At 65.6% G+C, this 20,947-nt stretch carries 19 protein-coding genes; 7 read left to right on the plus strand and 12 right to left on the minus strand.

What is annotated here, in order from left to right:
• Positions 1–4: 4 nt before the first annotated feature.
• Positions 5–1,231, minus strand: a complete 1,227-nt coding sequence (locus ACFPQ5_RS01465; protein WP_379751192.1) for a M20/M25/M40 family metallo-hydrolase — start codon at positions 1,229–1,231, stop codon at positions 5–7.
• 4 nt (positions 1,232–1,235) lie between these two features.
• Positions 1,236–2,453, minus strand: a complete 1,218-nt coding sequence (locus ACFPQ5_RS01470; RefSeq protein WP_379751194.1) for a urate hydroxylase PuuD — start codon at positions 2,451–2,453, stop codon at positions 1,236–1,238.
• A gap of 206 nt (positions 2,454–2,659) precedes the next feature.
• On the opposite strand from ACFPQ5_RS01470, the gene ACFPQ5_RS01475 reads away from it, so the two are divergent.
• The gene (locus ACFPQ5_RS01475; protein ID WP_379751196.1) at positions 2,660–3,598 is read left to right on the plus strand and encodes a LysR substrate-binding domain-containing protein; all 939 of its coding nucleotides are present in this window, start codon (positions 2,660–2,662) and stop codon (positions 3,596–3,598) included.
• 74 nt (positions 3,599–3,672) lie between these two features.
• Positions 3,673–5,415, plus strand: coding sequence for an allantoate amidohydrolase (locus ACFPQ5_RS01480; RefSeq protein ID WP_379751198.1), 1,743 nt, complete (start codon positions 3,673–3,675; stop codon positions 5,413–5,415).
• On the opposite strand, the gene ACFPQ5_RS01485 is transcribed toward ACFPQ5_RS01480, so the two are convergent.
• From ACFPQ5_RS01485 to aptA, 10 genes are all read right to left on the minus strand, one after another.
• Positions 5,401–5,703 carry a hypothetical protein gene (locus tag ACFPQ5_RS01485; protein WP_379751200.1) on the minus strand — a complete coding sequence of 101 codons (303 nt, stop codon included), beginning with the start codon at positions 5,701–5,703 and terminating at the stop codon, positions 5,401–5,403. The genes ACFPQ5_RS01480 and ACFPQ5_RS01485 overlap by 15 nt on opposite strands.
• Before the next feature lie 163 nt (positions 5,704–5,866).
• Positions 5,867–6,733 carry a DMT family transporter gene (locus ACFPQ5_RS01490; RefSeq protein ID WP_379751202.1) on the minus strand — a complete coding sequence of 289 codons (867 nt, stop codon included), beginning with the start codon at positions 6,731–6,733 and terminating at the stop codon, positions 5,867–5,869.
• Between the two features lie 193 nt (positions 6,734–6,926).
• Positions 6,927–7,256 (minus strand): hypothetical protein, encoded by a 330-nt coding sequence (locus tag ACFPQ5_RS01495; protein WP_136220293.1) that lies wholly within the window; start codon positions 7,254–7,256, stop codon positions 6,927–6,929.
• 76 nt (positions 7,257–7,332) lie between these two features.
• Positions 7,333–8,604 (minus strand): Zn-dependent hydrolase, encoded by a 1,272-nt coding sequence (locus tag ACFPQ5_RS01500; protein ID WP_379751204.1) that lies wholly within the window; start codon positions 8,602–8,604, stop codon positions 7,333–7,335.
• A gap of 104 nt (positions 8,605–8,708) precedes the next feature.
• On the minus strand, positions 8,709–10,100 hold the full coding sequence (gene hydA, locus ACFPQ5_RS01505) for a dihydropyrimidinase (protein ID WP_379751206.1): 1,392 nt from the start codon (positions 10,098–10,100) through the stop codon (positions 8,709–8,711).
• Positions 10,101–10,122: 22 nt separating this feature from the next.
• On the minus strand, positions 10,123–11,610 hold the full coding sequence (locus tag ACFPQ5_RS01510) for an NCS1 family nucleobase:cation symporter-1 (RefSeq protein ID WP_379751208.1): 1,488 nt from the start codon (positions 11,608–11,610) through the stop codon (positions 10,123–10,125).
• 109 nt (positions 11,611–11,719) lie between these two features.
• Positions 11,720–13,042, minus strand: a complete 1,323-nt coding sequence (gene preA, locus ACFPQ5_RS01515; RefSeq protein ID WP_379751210.1) for an NAD-dependent dihydropyrimidine dehydrogenase subunit PreA — start codon at positions 13,040–13,042, stop codon at positions 11,720–11,722.
• On the minus strand, positions 13,030–14,400 hold the full coding sequence (locus ACFPQ5_RS01520) for an NAD(P)-dependent oxidoreductase (protein WP_379751212.1): 1,371 nt from the start codon (positions 14,398–14,400) through the stop codon (positions 13,030–13,032). The genes preA and ACFPQ5_RS01520 overlap by 13 nt, the downstream gene beginning before the upstream one ends.
• Positions 14,401–14,691: 291 nt before the next feature.
• Positions 14,692–16,194, minus strand: a complete 1,503-nt coding sequence (locus ACFPQ5_RS01525; protein WP_379751214.1) for a CoA-acylating methylmalonate-semialdehyde dehydrogenase — start codon at positions 16,192–16,194, stop codon at positions 14,692–14,694.
• Between the two features lie 12 nt (positions 16,195–16,206).
• On the minus strand, positions 16,207–17,523 hold the full coding sequence (gene aptA / locus ACFPQ5_RS01530; RefSeq protein ID WP_379751216.1) for an omega-aminotransferase AptA: 1,317 nt from the start codon (positions 17,521–17,523) through the stop codon (positions 16,207–16,209).
• A 327-nt stretch (positions 17,524–17,850) separates the two neighbouring features.
• On the opposite strand from aptA, the gene ACFPQ5_RS01535 reads away from it, so the two are divergent.
• From ACFPQ5_RS01535 to ACFPQ5_RS01555, 5 genes are all read left to right on the plus strand, one after another.
• The gene (locus ACFPQ5_RS01535; RefSeq protein ID WP_379751218.1) at positions 17,851–18,438 is read left to right on the plus strand and encodes a GNAT family N-acetyltransferase; all 588 of its coding nucleotides are present in this window, start codon (positions 17,851–17,853) and stop codon (positions 18,436–18,438) included.
• Positions 18,439–18,534: 96 nt separating this feature from the next.
• Positions 18,535–18,786, plus strand: a complete 252-nt coding sequence (locus tag ACFPQ5_RS01540) for a hypothetical protein (protein WP_379751220.1) — start codon at positions 18,535–18,537, stop codon at positions 18,784–18,786.
• Positions 18,787–18,788: 2 nt separating this feature from the next.
• Positions 18,789–19,679 (plus strand): sensor histidine kinase, encoded by an 891-nt coding sequence (locus ACFPQ5_RS01545; protein WP_379751222.1) that lies wholly within the window; start codon positions 18,789–18,791, stop codon positions 19,677–19,679.
• Positions 19,679–20,443 carry a LytR/AlgR family response regulator transcription factor gene (locus ACFPQ5_RS01550; RefSeq protein WP_379751224.1) on the plus strand — a complete coding sequence of 255 codons (765 nt, stop codon included), beginning with the start codon at positions 19,679–19,681 and terminating at the stop codon, positions 20,441–20,443. The genes ACFPQ5_RS01545 and ACFPQ5_RS01550 overlap by 1 nt, the downstream gene beginning before the upstream one ends.
• A 90-nt stretch (positions 20,444–20,533) precedes the next feature.
• On the plus strand, positions 20,534–20,920 hold the full coding sequence (locus ACFPQ5_RS01555; protein WP_379751226.1) for a VOC family protein: 387 nt from the start codon (positions 20,534–20,536) through the stop codon (positions 20,918–20,920).
• The last annotated feature ends 27 nt before the right edge of the window (positions 20,921–20,947 follow it).

Genomic DNA, 20,947 nt, shown 5'->3' on the forward strand with positions numbered 1-20,947 from the left:
AGAGTTAGGCCGACAGCAGATCGAACAGCGTCAGCGCCACGACCTTGGTAGCGCGCCGAAGATCCTCCAGCGCCAGCTTCTCGTCGGCCTTCTTCGCATTCGATTCCGGCACCGTGCGCGGCCCGGCGCCGTACATCACCGCCGGAATCCCGCGCTCGCCATACAGGCGCGCATCCGCGTATAGCGGCGTACCCACCGCCGGAATCTCCTCGCCCAGCACGGCAGCCGCATTCTGCTGCAGACTGCGCACCAGCCGTTCCGACCCAGGCAGCGGCCGCAGCGCGTGCGACAGCAGCAGTCTCCGAATCTCCACCCGGATACCGGGCAGGCCCTGCACCGCTTCCTCGATCAATGCACGCACACCCGCTTCCACCGCGACCGGATCCTCTTCCGGAATCATGCGCCGGTCCATCTTGAGCACCACCTTGCCCGGCACGACGTTGGTATTGGTGCCGCCGTCGATGCGCCCGACCAGCATGGTCGGCGAATCGATGCCGGGCACGCCCGACTTGATCTTCTTCAGTTCCGGCAGCTGGCCGTAGATCGCATTCAGGATGCGGGTCGCGGCCTGCAGCGCGTCGTGCGCGGTTTCCGGCATGGCGCCGTGGCCGGCCTTGCCGTGCACCGTGACTTCCAGCTGCAGGCAGGCGTTGTGGGCGGTGACGACCTGGTAGCTGAAGCCGGCGGCGATCACCAGGTCGGGCTGCGTCAGCTTCTGCTCGAGCAGCCAGCCGGGACCGAGCAGGCCGCCGAATTCCTCGTCGTAGGTGAAGTGCAGCTCGACTCCCCCCTTCAGAGGCAGGCCGAGCGCTTCCAGCGCCCGCACGGCGAAGATGTAGGTGGCGAAGTCGCTCTTCGACACGGCCGCCGCGCGGCCGTACAGGTAGCCGTCCTCGATCTCGGCGCCATAAGGCGGATGGGTCCAGCCTTCGCCCGGCGGCACCACGTCGCCGTGGGCGTTCAGGGCGATCGTGGGACCATCGCCGTAGGGCCGGCGCACGATCAGGTTGGTGATGCTTTCCATGCCGTAGTCGCGTACGGCCTGCTCGGGCACCGCGTGGCGCTCGGCCTGCCAGCCGAACCGGGACAGCATGTCCGCTATTGCCTCGGCGTGCGGGGTGTTGTTGCCCGGTGGCGTATCGGTGGGAATGCGTACGACCGACTGCAGGAAGGCGACTTCCTCGTCGAAATGGGCGTCGATCCAGTCGAGCAGCTGCTGTTTGTCGTCCATGTCTTTATTTACCTGTCTTTGCGCCGGCTTCGAACCAGGCGCCGACCTGCGCCCGTTCGGCGTCGGTCATGTTGGTGAGGTTCGCCAGCGGCATCGCCTTCAGCTGCACCGTCTGCTGGTAGATGCGCGCCGCGTGCTGGGCGACCAGTTCCGGCGAATCGAGCATCACGCCGGCCGGCGCCGTGGCAAAGCCGGGCTGGGTCGGATGGGCGGCATGGCAGGCCACGCAGCGCTGGTCGACGATGGTTTTTACGTGCGCGAATTGGGCGGCGGGATCAAAACCCGGCTGCTGCGCCGTTGGCGCTTTCGGTGCGATCAAGACCGCCAGCACGGCCAGCAGCGCCACGCCCGCCGCCGGATACCTCCACTCGATGCGGCCCTTGTGGCGCAGGTTGAAGAAGTGACGGATCAGGACGCCCGCCGCCATGATCACCGCCAGCACCGCCCAGGCGTGCTCGTGGCGGTAGGTCATCGCGTAATGGTTGCTGATCATGAGGAACAGCACGGGCAGCGTGAAGTAGTTGTTATGGACCGAGCGCTGCTTGGCGCGGATGCCGTAGACGGGATCGGGCTTATCACCGGCCATCATCGCGTTCACCATCTTGCGCTGGCCGGGAATGATCACGTGGGCGACGTTGGCCACCATGATGGTGCCGATCATGGCGCCGATGTGCAGGTAGGCCGCGCGGCCGCTGAGCAGGTGCGTGAGCACATAGCTGCTTGCGACCAGGAAGGCGAAGATCACGAGGCCGAACAAGAGGTCGCGCTTCCCGAGCGGCGATTTGCAGAGCAGGTCGTACACCAGCCAGCCGACCACCAGGCTGCCGAGACCGATGCCGACCGCCTGCCAGCTGGTGAGGTCGGCCACGCTGCGGTCGACCATCATCGCCTGCGCGTTCAGGTAGTAGACGATGAACAGCAGCGCGAAGCCCGACAGCCAGGTCGAATAGGCTTCCCATTTGAACCAGTGCAGCTCCTTCGGCAGCTCGGCGGGTGCGACCAGGTACTTCTGCGGGTTATAGAAGCCGCCGCCGTGCACGGCCCAGAGTTCGCCGGCCACGCCCTTTTTCGCCAGGTCCGAGCCGGGCGCCGGCGGCCTGATCGTGTTGTCGAGCCAGACGAAATAGAAGGAGGCGCCGATCCAGGCAATGCCCGTGATGATGTGCAGCCAGCGCACCAGCAGGTTGAGCCATTCGAGGCCATAAGAGGCGAACACGTCCATGCAAGGTCCTTTTGCCGATAGCTAAGAGCGTCTAACAACACCGTCAGGGCAAGGCGCTGCGCCGAAGACAGTACGAAGGTACGGCGAGGCGCTGCAACGCAGCCATGGCGGTGTTGTTAGGCGCTCTGACGATAAACCGATTTCATTTTGGATAACATGAAAGATGGCGTATATTCGACATACCCGTTTTCATATACAACAACGCCATGTCCGCCCTGCCCCAGCACCTGGATATCCACCTGATCCGTATCCTCTACCTGCTGCTGGTAGAGAAGAACGTCTCGCGGGTGGCGCTGAAGCTGAACCAGCCGCAGCCCTCGATCTCGGCCTCGCTGCGTAAACTCCGCGAACTGACGGGCGACCCGCTACTGGTGCGCGGCGCGCGCGGCATGGTCCCGACCCAGCACGGGGAAAGCCTGTTGAAACCCGCCAAGCGCATCCTCGACGAGACCGAGAGCCTGTTCGTCAAGAAGTCGGCCTTCGTGCCCGAGGACGCGGCGCGCACCTTCCACATCGCCGCACCCGACTACCTCGACACCCAGTTCCTGCCGAACGTGGTGGCCGCCGTGCGCCGCGGCTCGCCCAACAGCCGCGTCGCGATCCACGGCATGGGCGCCGGCGCCGACTACCTGCGCATGCTGTCGGACGGCGAGATGGACCTGGTGATCGCCAACTGGGACGAGCCGCCCGCGCACCTGCACATCTCGAAGCTGTTCGAGGACCCGATCGTCTGCACCATGCGCGCCGACAGCCCGTACGCGCGCAGGACCGAAGCCGATGCGATGACCATCGAAGACTACCTCAGTTTGCCCCACGTGGCACCCTCGCAGATCCTGCCGGGCTACCACGGCGTGATCGATTCCTTCCTCGCGCGCCAAGGCATGCAGCGGAAAATCGCGGTCGAGTCGCCCTACTTCGGCCTGATCCCCTACATGCTGACCCAGACCGACCTGGTGCTGACCACGGGCCGCCAGTTCATGCGCTCGTACGAGAAAACGCTGCCGCTGAAGACGTTTACGATGCCCCTGAAATTCCCGCCGATGCGCTTCTACCAGCTCTGGCACCAGCGCGTGCACCAGTCGCCGGAACACAAGTGGCTGCGCGACCAGGTGAGCCAGGCGGCGCGTGCGCTGGTGCAGAAGTAGCAGGTATATGCGCTGGCTTATATAGGAAGCACGCGCAGGATTTATTATCGAACGCTTGACCATCCGAGGCCGCCATGACCACGCTTGCAAGCCTGAACACCCTTGATGCCGACGCCTTTGCCGCTGCCCTGCACGGCATCTACGAACACTCGCCCTGGATCGCCGAACGGGCCGCGCAGCGCCGGCCCTTCGCCACGCTGGCCGCGCTCAAGCGCGCGCTGCAGGAGACGGTGGACAGCGCCGCCGAGGCTGAGCGCCTCGGCCTGCTGCGCGCGCACCCCGAGCTGGCGGGCAAGGCTGCGATTGCCGGCGAGCTGACCGCGGAATCCACGGGTGAACAGGCTGCCTCCGGCCTGAATCTGTGCAGTCCGGACGAGTATGCGCGCCTGCACGCCTTGAACGCCGAGTACAACGAGAAGTTCGGCTTCCCCTTCATCCTGGCCGTGAAAGGCCCCACCGGCCGCGGTCTCACGCGCAGCGTCATCATCGACACCTTCGCGCGGCGCCTGAAGAACACGCGGCCGGACGAATTTGCCGAAGCGCTGCGCCAGGTGCACCGCATCGCCGAGATCCGCCTGAATGCCCTGCTCGGCGTCGAGCCGAAGCTGGGCGCGCAGGTAATGGACTGGTGCGAGACGATCGGCGCCTGGAGCGACGCCGACATCGGCCTCACCTGCGCCTACCTGACGCCGGCCCACCGCCGGACCGCCGCGCAGATCGCCGACTGGATGGTTGACGCCGGCATGGAGGCGCACATCGACGCGGTCGGCAACGTGGTCGGCCGCTACGCGTCGCACGATCCGGATGCGAAGACCCTGATGACCGGCTCGCACTACGACACCGTGCGCAACGGCGGCAAGTACGACGGGCGCCTCGGCATCCTGCTGCCGGTCGCGGTCGTGGCTCACCTGCATGCGCGCGGCGAGCGCCTGCCCTTTCATCTGGAGGTGGTCGGCTTCGCGGAGGAGGAAGGCGTGCGCTTCCGCAGCACCTTCCTCGGCAGCAGCGCGATCACGGGACAGTTCGATCCGGCGCTGCTGGACGCGCTCGATGCCGAGGGTGTGACGCTGCGCGACGCGATCCTCGCCGCGGGCCGGGACCCCGTTGCCATCGCCTCCATTGCACGCAAGCCGGACGACCTGCTCGGCTTCGTCGAAGTCCACATCGAACAAGGGCCGGTGCTGCTCGAACGCGGCTTGCCGGTCGGCGTCGTGACGGCGATCGCCGGCAGCTCCCGCTACCTGGTCGAACTGACGGGCGTGGCCAGCCACGCCGGCACCACGCCGATGGGCATGCGCCGCGATGCCGCCGCTGCCGCAGCCGAGATCGTGCTGCTGGTGGAAGAGCGCTGCGGCGGCATCGCTTCGCTGGTCGGCACCGTCGGCCAGCTCGAGGTGCCGGCCGGCTCGGTGAACGTGATCCCCGGCGCCTGCAAGCTCTCGCTCGACATCCGCGCAGCCGACGACGCCGTGCGCCTGGCGGCGGTGGACGACATCCTGGCCGGGATCAGCGCGATTTGCGCGCGGCGCGGCATCGAAGAAAAGCTGTGGAAAATCGTCGAGGCGGAAGCGGCGCCGTGCGCGCCGCGCCTGATGGATGCGCTGGGCGCGGCAGTCGAGCGCCAGGGCGTGCCGCGTTTCGACCTGTTGTCGGGCGCCGGCCACGATGCGATGCAGATGGCCGCGATCACGGAAGTGGCGATGCTGTTCACGCGCTGCGGCAACGGCGGCATCAGCCACAATCCATTGGAGACGATGACGGCGGACGACGCCGAACTGGCGGGCCAGGTGCTGCTCGACTTTTTACGGCGCGTGTGAAGGCTTCTGCGTGCCGGGCAAGTTGCCGCGCACCGTCAGCGCGATCGACAGGCCGATCGACGCCAGCAACAGTTGCCCGCCCAGCTGGCGCTCGGCCTGTTCGCCGAGCAGGAATAAACTCAGCAGCCAAAAGCCGATCGCCCACAGCAGGCACAGGGCGATCAATTTGAAGGGATTGCGCCGGATGGCGCAAGGCGCCGGCAGCGCGCGCGGCGCATGGCAAACAGGACAGGCCGCCGTGCCATCATGCACGTCCGCCGCACACGCCGGGCAAAAGACCATTTCCATGTTTGCTCCTTCAATGTTTGCGCTCGGAATGATGCGCGCAGAAAACATTACGCGGGCGGTGCGGCAGGGATGTGATCGCCCTCAGTGTCAATGTAAGGCAATCGGCATCGATATCAAGGAGAAGCGATGATCGCCCTGCGTCCGGCTAGTGCCGACGAGCTCGCTATTTCTTCTCCCGCCGCGCCAGCACCAGCGCGATTCCGCCCAGGATCGCCATCGAGGCCAGCGCGAGGCGCAGCGTCACCGGTTCGGACAGGAACAGCACCGCACCGCAGGCCGTGATCAGCGGCACCGACAACTGCACCGTCGCCGCGCGCATCGCGGTCAGCTCGCGCAGCGCCGTGTACCAGAGCGCATAGCCGATGCCGGAAGTTATGGCACCCGAGACGATCGCCAGCGCGATCCCGGCCGCATCCGCATGGGCCAGACCGGCAAACGGCAGCCACAGCGCGAAGGCCAGCGGCGCAGCGCGCAGGAAATTGCCGGCGGTGGCGCGCAACGGATCGGGCGCGCCGCGACCGCGCAGCGAATACACGCCCCAGGCGGCGCCCGCCAGCGCCATCAGGGCGGCGCCCAGCAGCGGCGGCGCACTGACTCCCGGCAATACCAGATACACCAGCCCCGCCCCCGCCAGTCCCAGCCCGCACCAGGCTGCCGGCGAAAAACGCTCGCCGCCGCGCAGGGCCCAGGCGAACATGCTCAGCTGCACCGCGCCGAACAGGATCAGCGCGCCGGTACCGGCCGCCAGGCTGACATAGGCGAAGGAAAAGAAGGCGACATAGGCGAACAGCATGGCCGCCGAGACCCAGTCGCCGCCGACAACGGTGTCGTGTCCGGCGCGCCGGCGCACGATCAGCACCAGCGCGAGCGCACCGGAGGCGACCCGGACCGCGCCGAAGCTGGCCGGATCGATGCCGCCGCCTGCCAGCGCCAGGCGGCACAGCAGCGAATTGGCGGCGAAGGCGAGCATTGCCGCGGCCGTGAAGGCCAGCGTGGCTAGGCGCGGGGTTTCGATGGCACGGTCACGCATGGGACGCTCCGATCTGTCCGGAACATGCAGGTTTGCAGTCGCAGACCGCATGGGCGGGGCCTTTCAGGCGATGGCACATGGCAATCTCCTCGTCGCGCGACCGCGAGGGACGGCCGGCCGCTTGTTGCTGCTGCATGTCTTACCTTAGGCGCTGGCGCCCCGGTAAGACAAGCGCGGCCTGGGTAAAGACTGCCTACTCGTCCACGCGCTGCACGGCGCGTTTCGCCGTGGCCCGGCTCTTGAGCCAGTCGCGTCCGCCCGCTTTCAGTGCACGTTCGACCACGGCCGGCGGCAGGCTGTACACGGTGGCCCAGGTCGCGCGGCCATCAAGGCCGTTCGACGGAAAGCTGCTGGTCTCGATCGGCCAGTTGTACTTGCGTTTCAGGGTACGCACGATGGCCGCCAGCGTGACGCGACCGCGCAGCGGCTCGGCGCCGGTCTGGTCTTCGTCGGACAGCAGCACCGCCAGCACGGCGCCACGCGCGGTCAGCGGACCGGGAAAGGTAGGGGTTTTGCTCGGCATGCGGGCATTGTAGCCGCGTTTTCACGGGGCTAGTGCACGCTGGCAGGCCGGCCCTTTCAGCCGAGTCGCGACCGCCTCAGGCGCTCGCCTCCTCCCCTGCCATCGCGCCTTCCGCGACACCGGCACGCACCAGCATCGCATGCAAGAGCACGTTGCAGCCGGCTTCGAGGTGGCCCGGCTGCGCATCCTCGATCTCGTTGTGGCTGATGCCGTCCTTGCAGGGCACGAAGATCATGCCCGAGGGCGCCACGCGCGCCGTATAGATGGCGTCATGACCCGCGCCCGAGACCACGTCCATCGTCGAATAGCCGAGTTTTTCGGTGGCGGCGCGCACGGCGTTCACGCAATCCGGGTGGAAGGGACATGGCGGGTAGTAGGAGACGCGCTCGATCGCGATGCCCAGGCCGGTGTCGCGCTGCGTCTTGTCGACGAAGGCCAGCATCTCTTCATGCATGGTGTTCAACAATTCGTCGTTTACGTTGCGCAGGTCGATGCTGAATTTGACCTGGCCGGGAATCACGTTGCGGCTGTTCGGAAAGACCTGCACCATGCCGACCGTGCCGCGTCCGTAGGGCGGATAGCGGTTTGCAATGGCGACGACTTCCTGCATGATGCCGGTGGCCACCTGCAGCGCGTCGCGGCGCAGGCCCATCGGGGTCGGGCCGGCGTGCGCTTCCATCCCCGACACCGTGCAGTCGTACCAGGACAGGCCCATCACGGCGGGCACCACGCCGATCACCTTGTCGGCATCCTCCAGCACAGGGCCCTGTTCGATATGGGCCTCGAAATAGGCGCCGATCGGATGGCGGCCCGGTTCCTCGCTGCCGAGATAGCCGATGCGCTCCAGTTCCTCGCGTACGGTCTTGCCCTCGACATCTTGCGCCGCATAAGCGGTCTCGAGGCTGAAGGCGCCGCAGAACACGCCGGAACCCATCATCACGGGCACGAAGCGCGATCCTTCCTCGTTGGTCCAGAAGGCGACTTCGATCGGGGCCTCGGTGACGATATTCCGGTCGTTCAGGGTGCGCACGACTTCGATGCCGGCCAGCACGCCGTAGTTGCCGTCGAACTTGCCGCCGGTGGGTTGCGTATCGATGTGGCTGCCCGTCATGACCGGAGGCAGGCTGTCGTCGCGGCCGGGGCGGCGCATGAAGACGTTGCCGATCTTGTCGACGGTGATGCTCATGCCGGCTTCGCGTGCCCAGCCGACGACCAGGTCGCGGCCCTGGCGGTCGAGGTCGGTCAGGGTCAGGCGCTTGACGCCGCCCTTGTCGGTGGCGCCGATCTGGGCCAGTTCCATCAGGGAGTTCCACAGGCGTTGGCCGTTGATGCGCAGGGTGTCGGGCATGGTTTCTCCGGGAATAAATCGACGCGCGGTATGCGAGCGTAGGTTGAACGCGTGGGCGGGAGAACCCGCCCACCTTACGGGTTTATCGGTCGGAATCGCGATGATTATGTAGATTGCGTCGTGAACGCTGGCCGGTCGATGTGGCGGCCGGCGCCCTCTTCCGCGCGCAGCTCGCCGCGCTCGAAGACGAGCTTGCCGGCGGCAATTGTGTGGGTCGGGATGCCGCGCACGGTGCGGCCCTCGAAGACGTTGAAGCCGCCTTTCGCGAACTGGGTCTTGGCCGAGATGGTGCGCGTGCCGTTCGGGTCCCAGACCACCAGGTCGGCGTCGGCGCCGACGGCGATCACGCCCTTGCGTGGGTACATATTGAAGATCTGCGCCGCGTTGGTCGAGGTGACGCGCACGAATTCGGAAGGCGTCAGGGTGCCGGAATTCACGCCGGCATCCCAGACCACGGCCATGCGTTCTTCCACCCCGCCGCAGCCGTTCGGGATGCGCGTGAAATTGTCCTTTCCGGCCGCCTTCTGCTCGGCGCAGAAGGTGCAGTGGTCGGTGGCGGTGGTGTGCAGGTTGCCGCCGCGCAGCCCCTGCCACAAAGCCTGCTGGTGGTGCGGACTGCGGAATGGCGGACTCATCACATGGCCGCGTGCGAAATCCTCGTCCGGGCTAGCGTAGACGCTGTCGTCGATCACCAGGTGGCCGGCCAGCGCTTCGCCATACACGCGCTGGCCTTTCGCACGGGCGCGGGCGATGGCCTCGAGCGATTCGGCGCAGGACACGTGCACGATGTACACGGGCGTGCCGAGCACGTTGGCAATCGCAATCGCGCGGTTGGCCGCCTCGGCCTCGACTTCCGGCGGACGCGACAGCGGATGCGCTTTTGCGCCCGTGATGCCGCGCGCCAGCAACTCCTGCTGCAGCTGGTAGACCAGTTCACCGTTCTCGGCGTGCACGGTCGGGATCGCCCCCAGTTCCAATGCGCGTCTGAAGCTGTTCACCAGGGTCTCGTCGTCGGCCATGATCGCGTTTTTATAGGCCATGAAGTGCTTGAAGCTGTTGACGCCATGCTCGCGCACCAGTGTGCCCATTTCCGCATGTACGGACTGGTCCCACCAGGTCACGGCCACGTGGAAGGTGTAGTCGCCGGCCGACTTCCTCGCCCAGCCGCGCCAGGTGCGGTAGGCTTCGAGCAGCGATTGCTTCGGGTCGGGAATCACGAAGTCCATGATGGTCGTGGTGCCGCCCGCCAGGCCGGCGGCGGTGCCGGTGAAGAAATCGTCGGCGGTGACCGTGCCCATGAAGGGCAGCTGCATGTGGGTGTGGGTGTCGATCCCGCCCGGCATCACGTACTGCCCGCCGGCGTCGACCACGGTGGCGTTGGCCGGTGCGTCGAGCTGCTCGCCGACCGCCACGATCTTGTCGCCGAAACAGAGCACGTCGCCGCGGAAGGCGCGGTCGGCGTTCACGATGGTGCCGCCACGGATGATCGTCGTCATGGACACTCCTTGGGTAATGGAATCAGGTTGGCGAATTGGCTGCCCGATGCACTGCCTGGGCCGCATGGCCCTTCATCATGAGGCCGTACACGACGGCGGCAATGACGACGCCGACGAACCAGGCATAGGTATAGATCGCCTTGAAGGTATCGCCCACGTCGGGAAACGCGTCCGGCAGGGCTGCGTTCAGGAAGCCCGGCAGGTTCGGCAGCACGCCGGCGGCAAAGGCGACCAGCGCGGCGACGTTCCAACCGCCGCGGTAGGTGTACACGCCGCGGTCGCGGTACAGCTGGTCGACGTCGAGTTCGGTCTTGCGGATGAAGTAATAGTCGATGATCATGATGCCGGCGATCGGTCCGAGTAGGGCCGAGTAGCCGGTCAGCCAGATGAAGATGTAGTTCTGGGTCGTCTCCAGGATTTTCCACGGCATCATCGCCAGCGCGATGCCGGCCGTGATGTAGCCGCCGACGCGATAGGAGATGCGCTGGGGCGACAGCGCCGAAAAATCGTAGGCCGGGCCGACCAGGTTGGCGGCCAGGTTGACGCTGGCGGTGTCGATCAGCAGGATCAATAGCGCGACCAGCACCGCCACGCCCGTCATGCGGCTGGCGACGTCGACCGGATCCCACAGCGCCTTGCCGTACAAGACGATGGTGGCCGAGGTGACCGTCACCGCCAGCGCCGCCAGCAGCGCCATCGGCAGCGGCAGGCCGAGCGACTGGCCGACCACCTGATCGCGCTGGGTCTTGGCGAAGCGGGTGAAGTCGGGGATGTTCAGCGCCAGCGTGGCCCAGTAGCCGATCATGGCGGTCAGCGAGGGCCAGAAGACGCTCCAGAACAGGCCGGCCTTCTTGCCGCCTTCGACGAACTGCGAGGGCTGGTCCAGCAGCGGCCCGAAGCCGCCGACCTTGCCGTACACCCACCAGAGCAGCAGGAAGCAGATCGCGATCTTCAGGGGCGCGGTATAGGTCTCGAGCTTGCGGATCGACTCCATGCCATGCACGACGAAGTACATCTGGATCGCCCAGAAGCCCAGGAAGCAGGCCAGCTGTCCGAGATTGATGCCGAGGCCCGGGAGATTGTCGCCGCCGATCGGGTGGCCGAGCAGGACGCCCAGCAGCGTATAGATCATGCTGCCGCCGAACCAGGTCTGGATGCCATACCAGCCGCAGGCGACGATCGCGCGCATCAGCGCCGGCAGGCGCGCGCCGCGGGTGCCGAAGGAAGCACGTGCCAGCACCGCGTAGGGAATGCCGAACTTGGTGCCGGCGTGGCCGATGAGCAGCATCGGCAGCAGCACGATCACGTTCGCCAGGAACACGGTAACGACGGCCTGCCAGGCCGACATGCCGCTTTCGATCAGGCTCGAGGCCAGCATGTAGGCGGGAATACTGATCACCATGCCGACCCAGAGCGCGGCAAAGTGATACCAGCGCCAGCTGCGCTGCGCGGCGCTGGTCGGCGCCAGGTCGTGGTTCCAGAGTTCGTTGCTGACGGGGTGCTGCGTCACAGGTGGCTTCTCCAAGCGGGTTTCTCCAATCGGTTGCTGAATGCGACGCAGTGTAGCGCAAACATTTATGCAGGCGCGAGCGGGAGGCGGCCCCGCTCGTCCCGCCGGCTCAGGCCGGAAGTTCGACCGGCAGCGCCGGCTCGCCCACGACCGCCGCCGGACGCACTTCCGCCCGTGGATTGCGCGGATCCTGCGTCCAGTTCATGTAGGGCTTGCCCGTTTCCTGCGGCACCATCGCGATGCAGGCCTCGACCGGACAGGTGATTTCGCACAGGTTGCAGCCGACGCACTCGTCGCGGATCACCTCGTAGCGGCGCGCGCCGTTGTCCATGACCAATTGGGCGATCGCCTGGTGCGAGGTATCCTCGCAGGCGTTGAAGCACTTGCCGCAGCCGATGCATTTGTCCTGGTCGATGTGGGCGATCACCTGGTAATTCATGTCCAGGTATTTCCAGTCGGTCGTGTTCGGCACCGCCTTGCGCGAGAAGGCGGCGACGTTGGCATAGCCCTTCTCGTCCATCCAGCGCGACAGGCCGTCCTTCATTTCCTCGACGATGCGGAAACCGTGCAGCATCGCCGCCGTGCACACCTGTACCGAGCCGGCGCCAAGGGCGATGAATTCGGCCGCATCGCGCCAGTTGCCGATGCCGCCGATGCCGGAGATCGGCAGGCCGGCCGTGATCGGATCGCGTGCGATCTCGGCCACCATGTTGAGGGCAATCGGTTTCACGGCCGAACCGCAGTAGCCGCCGTGGGTGCTGGCGTTGCCCACCTGCGGGAACGCGACCATGCGGTCCAGATCCAGGTGGGTGATCGAGTTGACCGTGTTGATCAGCGAGACCGCATCCGCCCCGCCCGCGAGCGCCGCACGTGCGGGCGCGCGCACGTCGGTGATGTTCGGCGTGAGTTTCACGATCACGGGTAATCTCGTGTGCTTCTTGCACCAGGCGGTGACCATCTGCACGTACTCCGGCACCTGCCCTACCGCTGCGCCCATGCCGCGCTCGGGCATGCCGTGCGGACAGCCGAAATTCAGTTCGATGCCATCGGCGCCGGTCGCCTCGACCAGCGGCAGGATCGCCGCCCAGGGCGCTTCCTCGCAGGGCAGCATCAGGGACACGACCATCGCGCGGTCAGGCCAGGCCTTTTTAACTGCCGTGATCTCGCGCAGGTTGATCTCCAGGCTGCGGTCGGTGATCAGTTCGATGTTGTTGAAACCGATGACTTCGCGGTTCTTGCCATAGTGGGCCGAATAGCGCGAGGAGACGTTCACGGCCGGCGGGTCTTCGCCCAGGGTCTTCCAGACCACGCCGCCCCAGCCCGCCTCGAAGGCGCGCACGACGTTATAGGCCTTGTCGGTCGGTGGCGCCGAAGCGAGCCAGAAGGGATTGGGCGATTTGATGCCGCAGAAATCGATGCTCAGGTCGGCCATGCTGCCTCCGATACGATGTCGTTGTGGATCGCCAGCGCGGCCAGCTTGCCGTGCTGGACCGCCTGCACCGTCAGGTCCTGTCCCGCGGCGACGCAGTCACCGCCGGCGTAGATGCCGGGAATGATGGTACGCAGCGCGCCGTCGACGACGATGCGCCCGCCCTCCTGCCACAGGCCTTGCGCCAGCGTGTCGAGCTCCGGCGGCGGCGCCATCGCCTGGCCGATCGCCTTGAACACGGCATCGGCCGCGATCTCGATGAAGGCGCCGGTGCGTACCAGCCGGCCTTCGTCCATGCGGGTTTCCTCGAAGCGCATGCCGGCCACGCGGCCCGCATCGTCGAACAGCACTTCCAGCGGCGAGGCCCAGGTCTTGATGCGCACGAAATTGGTCTTCGCGATTTCGATCTCGTGGCCGGTGGCGCTCATGGCGTCGAAGCCGCGGCGGTAGACCAGGGTCACCTCGTCGGCGCCCAAGCGTTTCAGTTGCACCGCCATGTCGATCGCGGTGTTACCCGCGCCGATGACGATCGCGCGGCGCGGCACCGGCAAACGTGACAGGTCGCTCGCCTGGCGCAGGGCGGCGATGTAATCGGTGGCGGCCATCAGGCCCGGCGCGTCCTCGCCCGTGAGGCCGAGGCGGCGGCTGGCGCCCAGGCCCAGGCCGAGGAAGACGGCGTCGAAGCGCGCATGCAGGTCGTGCAGCTGCAGGTTGTCGCCCAGGGCCTGGCCGTACTGGATGTCGATGCCGCCGATCGAGAGCAGGAAGTCGACCTCTTGCTGGGCGAATTCGCCGGGCAGCTTGTACTTGGCGATGCCGTATTCGTTCAGGCCGCCGGCCTTGGGCCTGGCTTCGAACACGACGACGTCGTGCCCGAGCATGGCGAGACGGTGCGCGCAGGACAGGCCGGCGGGACCGGCGCCGACCACGGCGATGGTCTTGCCGGTCGCGGGCGCGCGCCCGAACGGGTGGCCGGCGAACTGTACGTTGTCGATCGCGTGGCGCTGCAGCAGGCCGATTTTCACGGGTTCGTGTTCGGCGTAGTGATTGCGCACGCAGGCGCTCTCGCACAGGATCTCGGTCGGGCAAACGCGGGCGCAGCTGCCGCCGAAGATGTTGGCCTTGAGGATGCCGATGGCCGCGCCGTTGATGTTCTGGTCGTGGATGTTGCGGATGAAGCTGGCGACGTCGATGCCGGTGGGACAGGCACGCATGCAGGGGGCGTCGTAACAGTAGAGGCAGCGCGCCGCTTCGATGGCTGCCTGGCGGGCGGTGAGCGGCGGGGCCAGGTCCGTGAATTGCGCCGCGAGCGCGCCGTGCGAATCGGCTGCCGGCGGCAGGTGCTGGAGAGTCTCGATCATGTGCATCCCTGTTTCTATTGTTGGAGTGCTTGTTCGACTGCTTCATGCGGGTGCTGCGGTGCTTCTGGTGTTGTTTTTGTAGGGTGGGCATGCCCACGCGTGATACCTACCCTTAGATTCGTCGTACGGCCGATCTTGCTGCAACTATCGACGCGTGGGCGGGATTTAGTCCCCCGGACTAAATCCCCCGCCCACCTTACGATCCTGCGCTTGGTGTTATCGTCGACGCATGCGTCCGCGTGGGCACGGGGCGCCCACCCTACGATTCCGATCACGTGCGCGGTAACGCATTTATTTCATCTGCGGGAACGCGAACTCGACGCCGGCGCTTGCGGTGTTCGGCCAGCGCTGCATCACGGCCTTGTGGCGCGTGTAGAAACGCACGCCTTCCGGGCCGTAGGCGTGGTGGTCGCCGAACATGCTGCGCTTCCAGCCGCCGAAGCTGTTGAAGGCCATCGGCACCGGCAGCGGGACGTTCACGCCGACCATGCCGACCTGGATCTGGCGCACGAATTCGCGCGCCACGCCGCCGTCGCGGGTGAAAACGGCGACGCCGTTGCCGTACTCGTTGGCGTTGATCAGTTCGACGGCGCTGCCGACGTCCGGCAGGCGCACCACGCACAGCACCGGGCCGAAAATCTCTTCCTGGTAGATGCTCATCTCCGGCTTCACGTGGTCGAACAGGGTGCCGCCGACAAAGAAGCCGTTCTCGAAACCCTCGACCTTGTGGCCGCGGCCGTCGACGACCAGCGTCGCGCCCTGCTCCACGCCTTCGCCGATCAGGCGCTCGATGCGCTGGCGCGCGGCTTGCGTCACGACCGGACCCATCTCCATGCCCTGACTCATGCCCTCGCCGATCTTCAGCTTTTTGGTGCGTTCGGCCAGGGTGGCGACCAGCTTGTCGCCGGCGTCGCCGATGGCCACGGCCACCGAGATCGCCATGCAGCGCTCGCCCGCCGAACCGTAGGCCGCGCCGATCAGGGCGTCGACCGCCATGTCCATGTCGGCGTCGGGCATCACGACCATGTGGTTCTTGGCGCCGCCCAGGGCTTGCACGCGCTTGCCGTTGGCGCTGCCGCGCGCGTAGATGTATTCGGCGATCGGGGTCGAGCCGACAAAACTGATCGCCTGCACGTCGCGGTTGTCGAGCAGCGCATCGACAGCGACTTTATCTCCCTGCACCACGTTGAAGACGCCGTCCGGCAGGCCGGCTTCCTTCAGCAGGCGCGCATGCAGCAGCGAAGGCGACGGATCGCGCTCCGACGGTTTCAATACAAAGGTGTTACCGCAAGCCAGCGCCACCGGGAACATCCACATCGGCACCATGACCGGGAAGTTGAACGGGGTGATGCCGGCGACCACGCCCAACGGCTGGCGCATCGACCAGGCGTCGATGCCGCGCGCGATCTGGTCGGTGAACTCGCCTTTCAGCAGTTGCGGAATGCCACAGGCGAATTCGACGACTTCGATGCCGCGCGCGACTTCGCCTTGCGCGTCGCTGAAGGTCTTGCCGTGCTCACGCGTGATCATGGCCGCGAATTCGTCGGTGTGCTGCTGGCACAGCTGCAGGTATTTGAAGAGGATGCGCGCACGCGCCAGCGGCGGCGTGGCCGACCAGGCCGGGAATGCGGCTTGCGCGGCGAAGACGGCGGCGTTGACTTCGTCCACGCTTGCCAGGGTCACGCGGGCGCAGGGTTCGCCCAAGGCCGGATTGAACACGTCGGCGTAGCGGTCGCCCGCCGTATCGACCACCTGGCCTCCGATGAAGTGGCCGATGATTTCATTCTGATTCATGTCTTGTCTCTTTTAGTCCAGGTTTTTCAATACGTTGGCCAGCTTGCCGAACAATTCGTCGATGTGCTGTTTCTCGAGGATGAGGGGCGGCGACAGCGCAATGATATCGCCCGTGGTGCGGATCAGGATGCCGTCGGCGAAGGCTTTTTTCAGCGCCTGGTAGGCGCGCGCCCCCGGCTTGCCCGGGATCGGTTCAAGCTCGATACCGGCGATCAGGCCGATGGTGCGCAAGTCGATCACGTTCGGCAGCCCCTTCAAGGCGTGCACCGCGTCTTCCCAATAGGCCTGGATGCCCTTCGCATGCTCCAGGATCTGCTGGTCCTGGAAGGTGTCGAGCGTGGCGAGCGCGGCGGCGCAGGCGACCGGGTGACCCGAATAGGTATAGCCGTGGAACAGCTCGATTCCCGCCGGCGCTTCCATGAAGGCGTCGTGGATGAATTTTTTACTGAACACGGCGCCCATCGGGATCACGCCATTGGTCAGCCCCTTCGCGGTCGTCATCAGGTCCGGCTCGACCTCGAAATAGTCCGCCGCGAACGGCGTCGTCAGGCGGCCGAAGCCGGTGATGACTTCGTCGAAAATCAGTAGGATGCCGTGTTTGGTGCAGATCTCGCGCAGGCGCTTCAGGTAGCCTTTTGGCGGCACCAGCACGCCGGTGGAACCCGAAACCGGCTCGATGATGACGGCGGCAATGGTGGATGAGTCGTGCAGCGCGACGAGGCGCTCGAGTTCGTCCGCCAGCTCGACGCCGAAGTCCGGCTCGCCGCGCGAGAAGGCGTTTTTCAGCAGGTTGTGGGTGTGCGGCAGGTGGTCGACGCCGGTGAGCAGCGGGCCGAAATGCTTGCGGTTGGGACCGATGCCGCCCACCGAGAGGCCGCCGAAGCCGACCCCGTGGTAGCCGCGCTCGCGTCCGATCAGGCGGGTACGTCCGCCCTCGCCGCGCGCCTTGTGGTAGGCCAGCGCAATTTTGAGGGCGGTATCGACCGCTTCGGAACCGGAGTTGGTGTAGAAGACGTGGCCGAACTTGTGGTTCGTGTAGTCCATCAGCCGTTCGGCCAGGTCGAAGGCGGCCGGGTGGCCCATCTGGAAGGTGGGCGCGAAATCGAGCTGGCCAATCATCTCGCGCACCGCGCTCACGATTTTCGGCTGGGCGTGGCCGCAAGGCACGCACCAGAGGCCGGCGGTACCGTCGAGGATCTGGTTGCCGTCCACGTCCTTGTAGTACATGCCTTCGGCCGAGACCAGCAGGCGCGGATCGGCCTTGAAATCGCGGTTATTGGTGAATGGCATCCAGAATGCGGACATCGATTCGGGTCTGGACTCGTTCATGCAGGCTCTCCCTTGTTCTGTTTAGCAAAACGATGAGGCAATAATAGCAATGTGCGCGTCGGCGCTCCGAATGTAAAGCTGCGGAACTTTGTTGCCGGCTGGTCCGAACCGGGTGCGTTGCAAAAATGCAAAAACACCTGCCGATCCGGTAATATAAACGCGCGCCGTGATGCCGTCATATCGATTTGCGTATATGCGAAGTCAGCGGCAGCGAAGGAGCATGCTAAATCAGCCAGCATGCTGCCAGTGTGAGAATGCTAACGCCTTTGATCTAACGCAAACTCAGCCATCGCGGGTAAGCGACTGTGATGCTGGACCGAGACGACCATGACCGACACCTTGCCCCCCGTTCTCAGCACCGCGCGCCTCAGGCTGCGGCCGTTCACATACGACGATGTTGCGTCGCTGTTTCGCGTCTTTTCCGACGAACAGGTCGTGCGTTTCTGGTCGGTCGGCGCCTGGACCGAGCTTGCCCAGGCCGAGAAGATGATCGAGGAAGCCCTGCTCGCCTACCGCGAGGGCGGCCTGAGCCGTTACGCGATCGCGCTGGCCGAAACCGACGAGCTGATCGGCATCTGCAACCTGCGCGGCTTCTTCGAGCAGAACCGCCGCTGCGAACTCGGCTACGCGCTGGGCAGTGCCCACTGGGGCCGCGGCTACGCCTTCGAGGCACTGGAAGCCCTGCTCGGCCACGCCTTCTCGGCACTCGACATGAACCGCATCGAAGCCGACATCGATCCGCGCAACGATGCCTCGGCGCGCCTGCTCGAACGCCTGGGATTCCGCCAGGAGGGCTACATGCCGGAACGCTGGTTCGTGCATGGGGAATACGCCGACACCGCCTTTTATGGCTTGCTCAGGCGCTACTGGGACGAGCGCTCCCTGTCCCGTTCGTCGGCGGCCGCTGCCGGTTAGCCCATGAAAACGGCGCTTCGTCGGACAAGCCTCGCCACCACCGGGCAAGGGTCGTAAAGTGCTTCCATCGACACCCCGCACATGAGGAGCACGAGCATGAAAACCACCACTTTCCGATCCTTCGCCGCCGAACTGGAAGACGCCGCGGCCAATTGCATGCGCTTCCTGCGCAGCGGCCTGCGCACCTTCTCCGCCTTGCCCTGGCCGGCCCTGCTGCTGGCTGCCGTGATCACCGCCTGCGCGATCACCGTCATTCCGCTGGCCCTGATGCTGTTTGCGATCTTCCTCGCCATCAAGTACGCCGTGCTGGCCATCAATAGCGACAAGACGACGCCGCTGGAGAAGTGACCATGCAAGCCAGCCAGATCAACCGGGCCTTGGACCTGATGCGCGAAACCTTCGCCGAAGTGAGCAAGCTGTGGTGGGCGTTTTTCGACTGGGTCGCGGTCGTCGACTGGCGCAAGCTGGCCGTCACCTGGCTGCTCGCCTTCGTCTTCTTCGGCATGGTGAATACGCCGGAGCCGGCGGTCTGGTACCTGTTTATCTCGTTCGGCATCAAGGTCCTGGCCGGCGGCAAGCGGCGCGCCGAACTGGTGGCCAAGGACGCCACCCTCAAAGCCGAGGTCGCTACGCTGGAGCGGCGCCTGACCGAGGCGCAAATGGCTGCCCTGCAAGCCCAGGTCGAACCCCACTTCCTGTTCAACACCCTGGCCCTGATCGGCCGCCTGATCGAAACCGACCCGCCGGAAGCGGCCAAGGTGCACGCCCACCTGATCTCCTACCTGCGCTCCAGCCTGCCGCAGATGCGCTCGAGCGGCGGCGCGACCCTCGGCAAGCAGCTCGAACTGTCGCGCGCCTATCTGGCGATCATGCAGGCAAGGATGAAGGAAAGGCTTGGGGTACGCTTCGAAGTGCCGGACTTCCTCGGCAGCGCCCCCTTCCCGCCGATGATGCTGCAGACCCTGATCGAAAACGCGATCAAGCACGGGCTGGAACCGAAGATCGAAGGCGGCACCATCACGGTGCGCGCCCGGGTCGAGGTCGCCACCCTGATCGTCGACGTCTGCGACGACGGCATCGGCATCGACCTGCACGCCGACGATGGCGTGGGCCTGGCCAACATTCGTGAACGCCTGCAGCTGCTGTATGGCAACCAGGCCGAACTGGTCATCGAAGCGCCTCCGGGCGGCGGGGCCTGCGCTTCGGTGCGTATTCCGTACAAAATGATGGAGGAAGGATAATGCCCGTCACCGCCCTGATCGCCGACGACGAAGAAGCGATGCGCGAACAATTGCACGCGCGCTTGTTGGAAGTGTGGCCCGAGGTCGAAGTCATCGCGCTCGCCTCGAACGGCATCGAAGCCGTGGAAATGGCCGCGCGCCACCAGCCGCAGATCGCCTTCCTCGACATCCGCATGCCCGGCATGGGCGGCATCGAAGCCGCGCGCCAGCTCTACGACCGCTGCCACATCGTCTTCGCCACCGCCTACGATCAATATGCGGTCGATGCGTTCGAACATGGCGCGATCGACTACCTGCTGAAGCCCGTCACCGCCGAACGCCTGGCCACTACGTGCGAGCGCCTGCGCCGCCGCCTCGAAAAAGAACCGCAGGACATCGGCGCGCAACTGGCGCAGCTGGGCAGCCTGCTGCAGCAGCAAGGGAGCGCTCCTAAGCGTTCCTACCTGCGCTGGATCCAGGCGCAGGTCGGCGGCAGCCTGCGTATGGTCAGCACGCGCGAGATCCTGTTTTTCCAGTCGGACGAAAAATATACGCGGGTGCAGACGGCGACTGCGGAACTTCTTATTCGCAAAACGCTCAAGGAGCTGGCGGACGAGCTCGATCCGGACGAGTTCTGGCGTATTCACCGTTCGACCCTGGTGCGGGTCGATGCGATCGCCGAGGTCTCGCGCGATTTGCGCGGGCGGCAAATGCTCAGGGTGAAAAATTACCCTCAGGAGCTGGAGGTGAGCCGGAATCATTCACACTTGTTCCAGCAGATGTGAAGCGGTTTGATCTGGAGGGCATCCTGCCCTCTACCGTCGAACTTCCTGCGGTATCCGCGCTCGAAAGATGAACCGTCGAGAGGAGCCGCCATGCCACGCGCAGTGCATTTCGAGATCCACGCCACGCAGCCGCAGGCGCTAATCGATTTTTACAGCAGCCTGTTCGGCTGGTCGTTCAGCAAGTTCCACACCGGCGAATACTGGATGATCAATACGGGGCCGGATAGCCAGCCGGGCATCAATGGCGGCCTCCTGCCGCGGCCGGGGCCCATTCCTGGGCCAACGGCTTCACCGAATGCGTTTGTGATCACGATCGATGTAGAAAACCTCGATGCGTCGATGGCGAAGGCGCAGGGCGGCGGGGCCGTGCTGTGTGTGCCGAAGATGGCGATACCTAAGGTTGGGTGGCTCGCTTATTTCAAGGATCCCAATGGAAATATCTTTGGGATGATGCAAATGAATTCGGAGGCAGTTTAACTGGACTCTTCATTCCCAGTGCTATTC

It is taken from the genome of Massilia suwonensis (assembly GCF_042655665.1).
Classification (GTDB): Bacteria; Pseudomonadota; Gammaproteobacteria; order Burkholderiales; family Burkholderiaceae_D; genus Telluria; species Telluria suwonensis.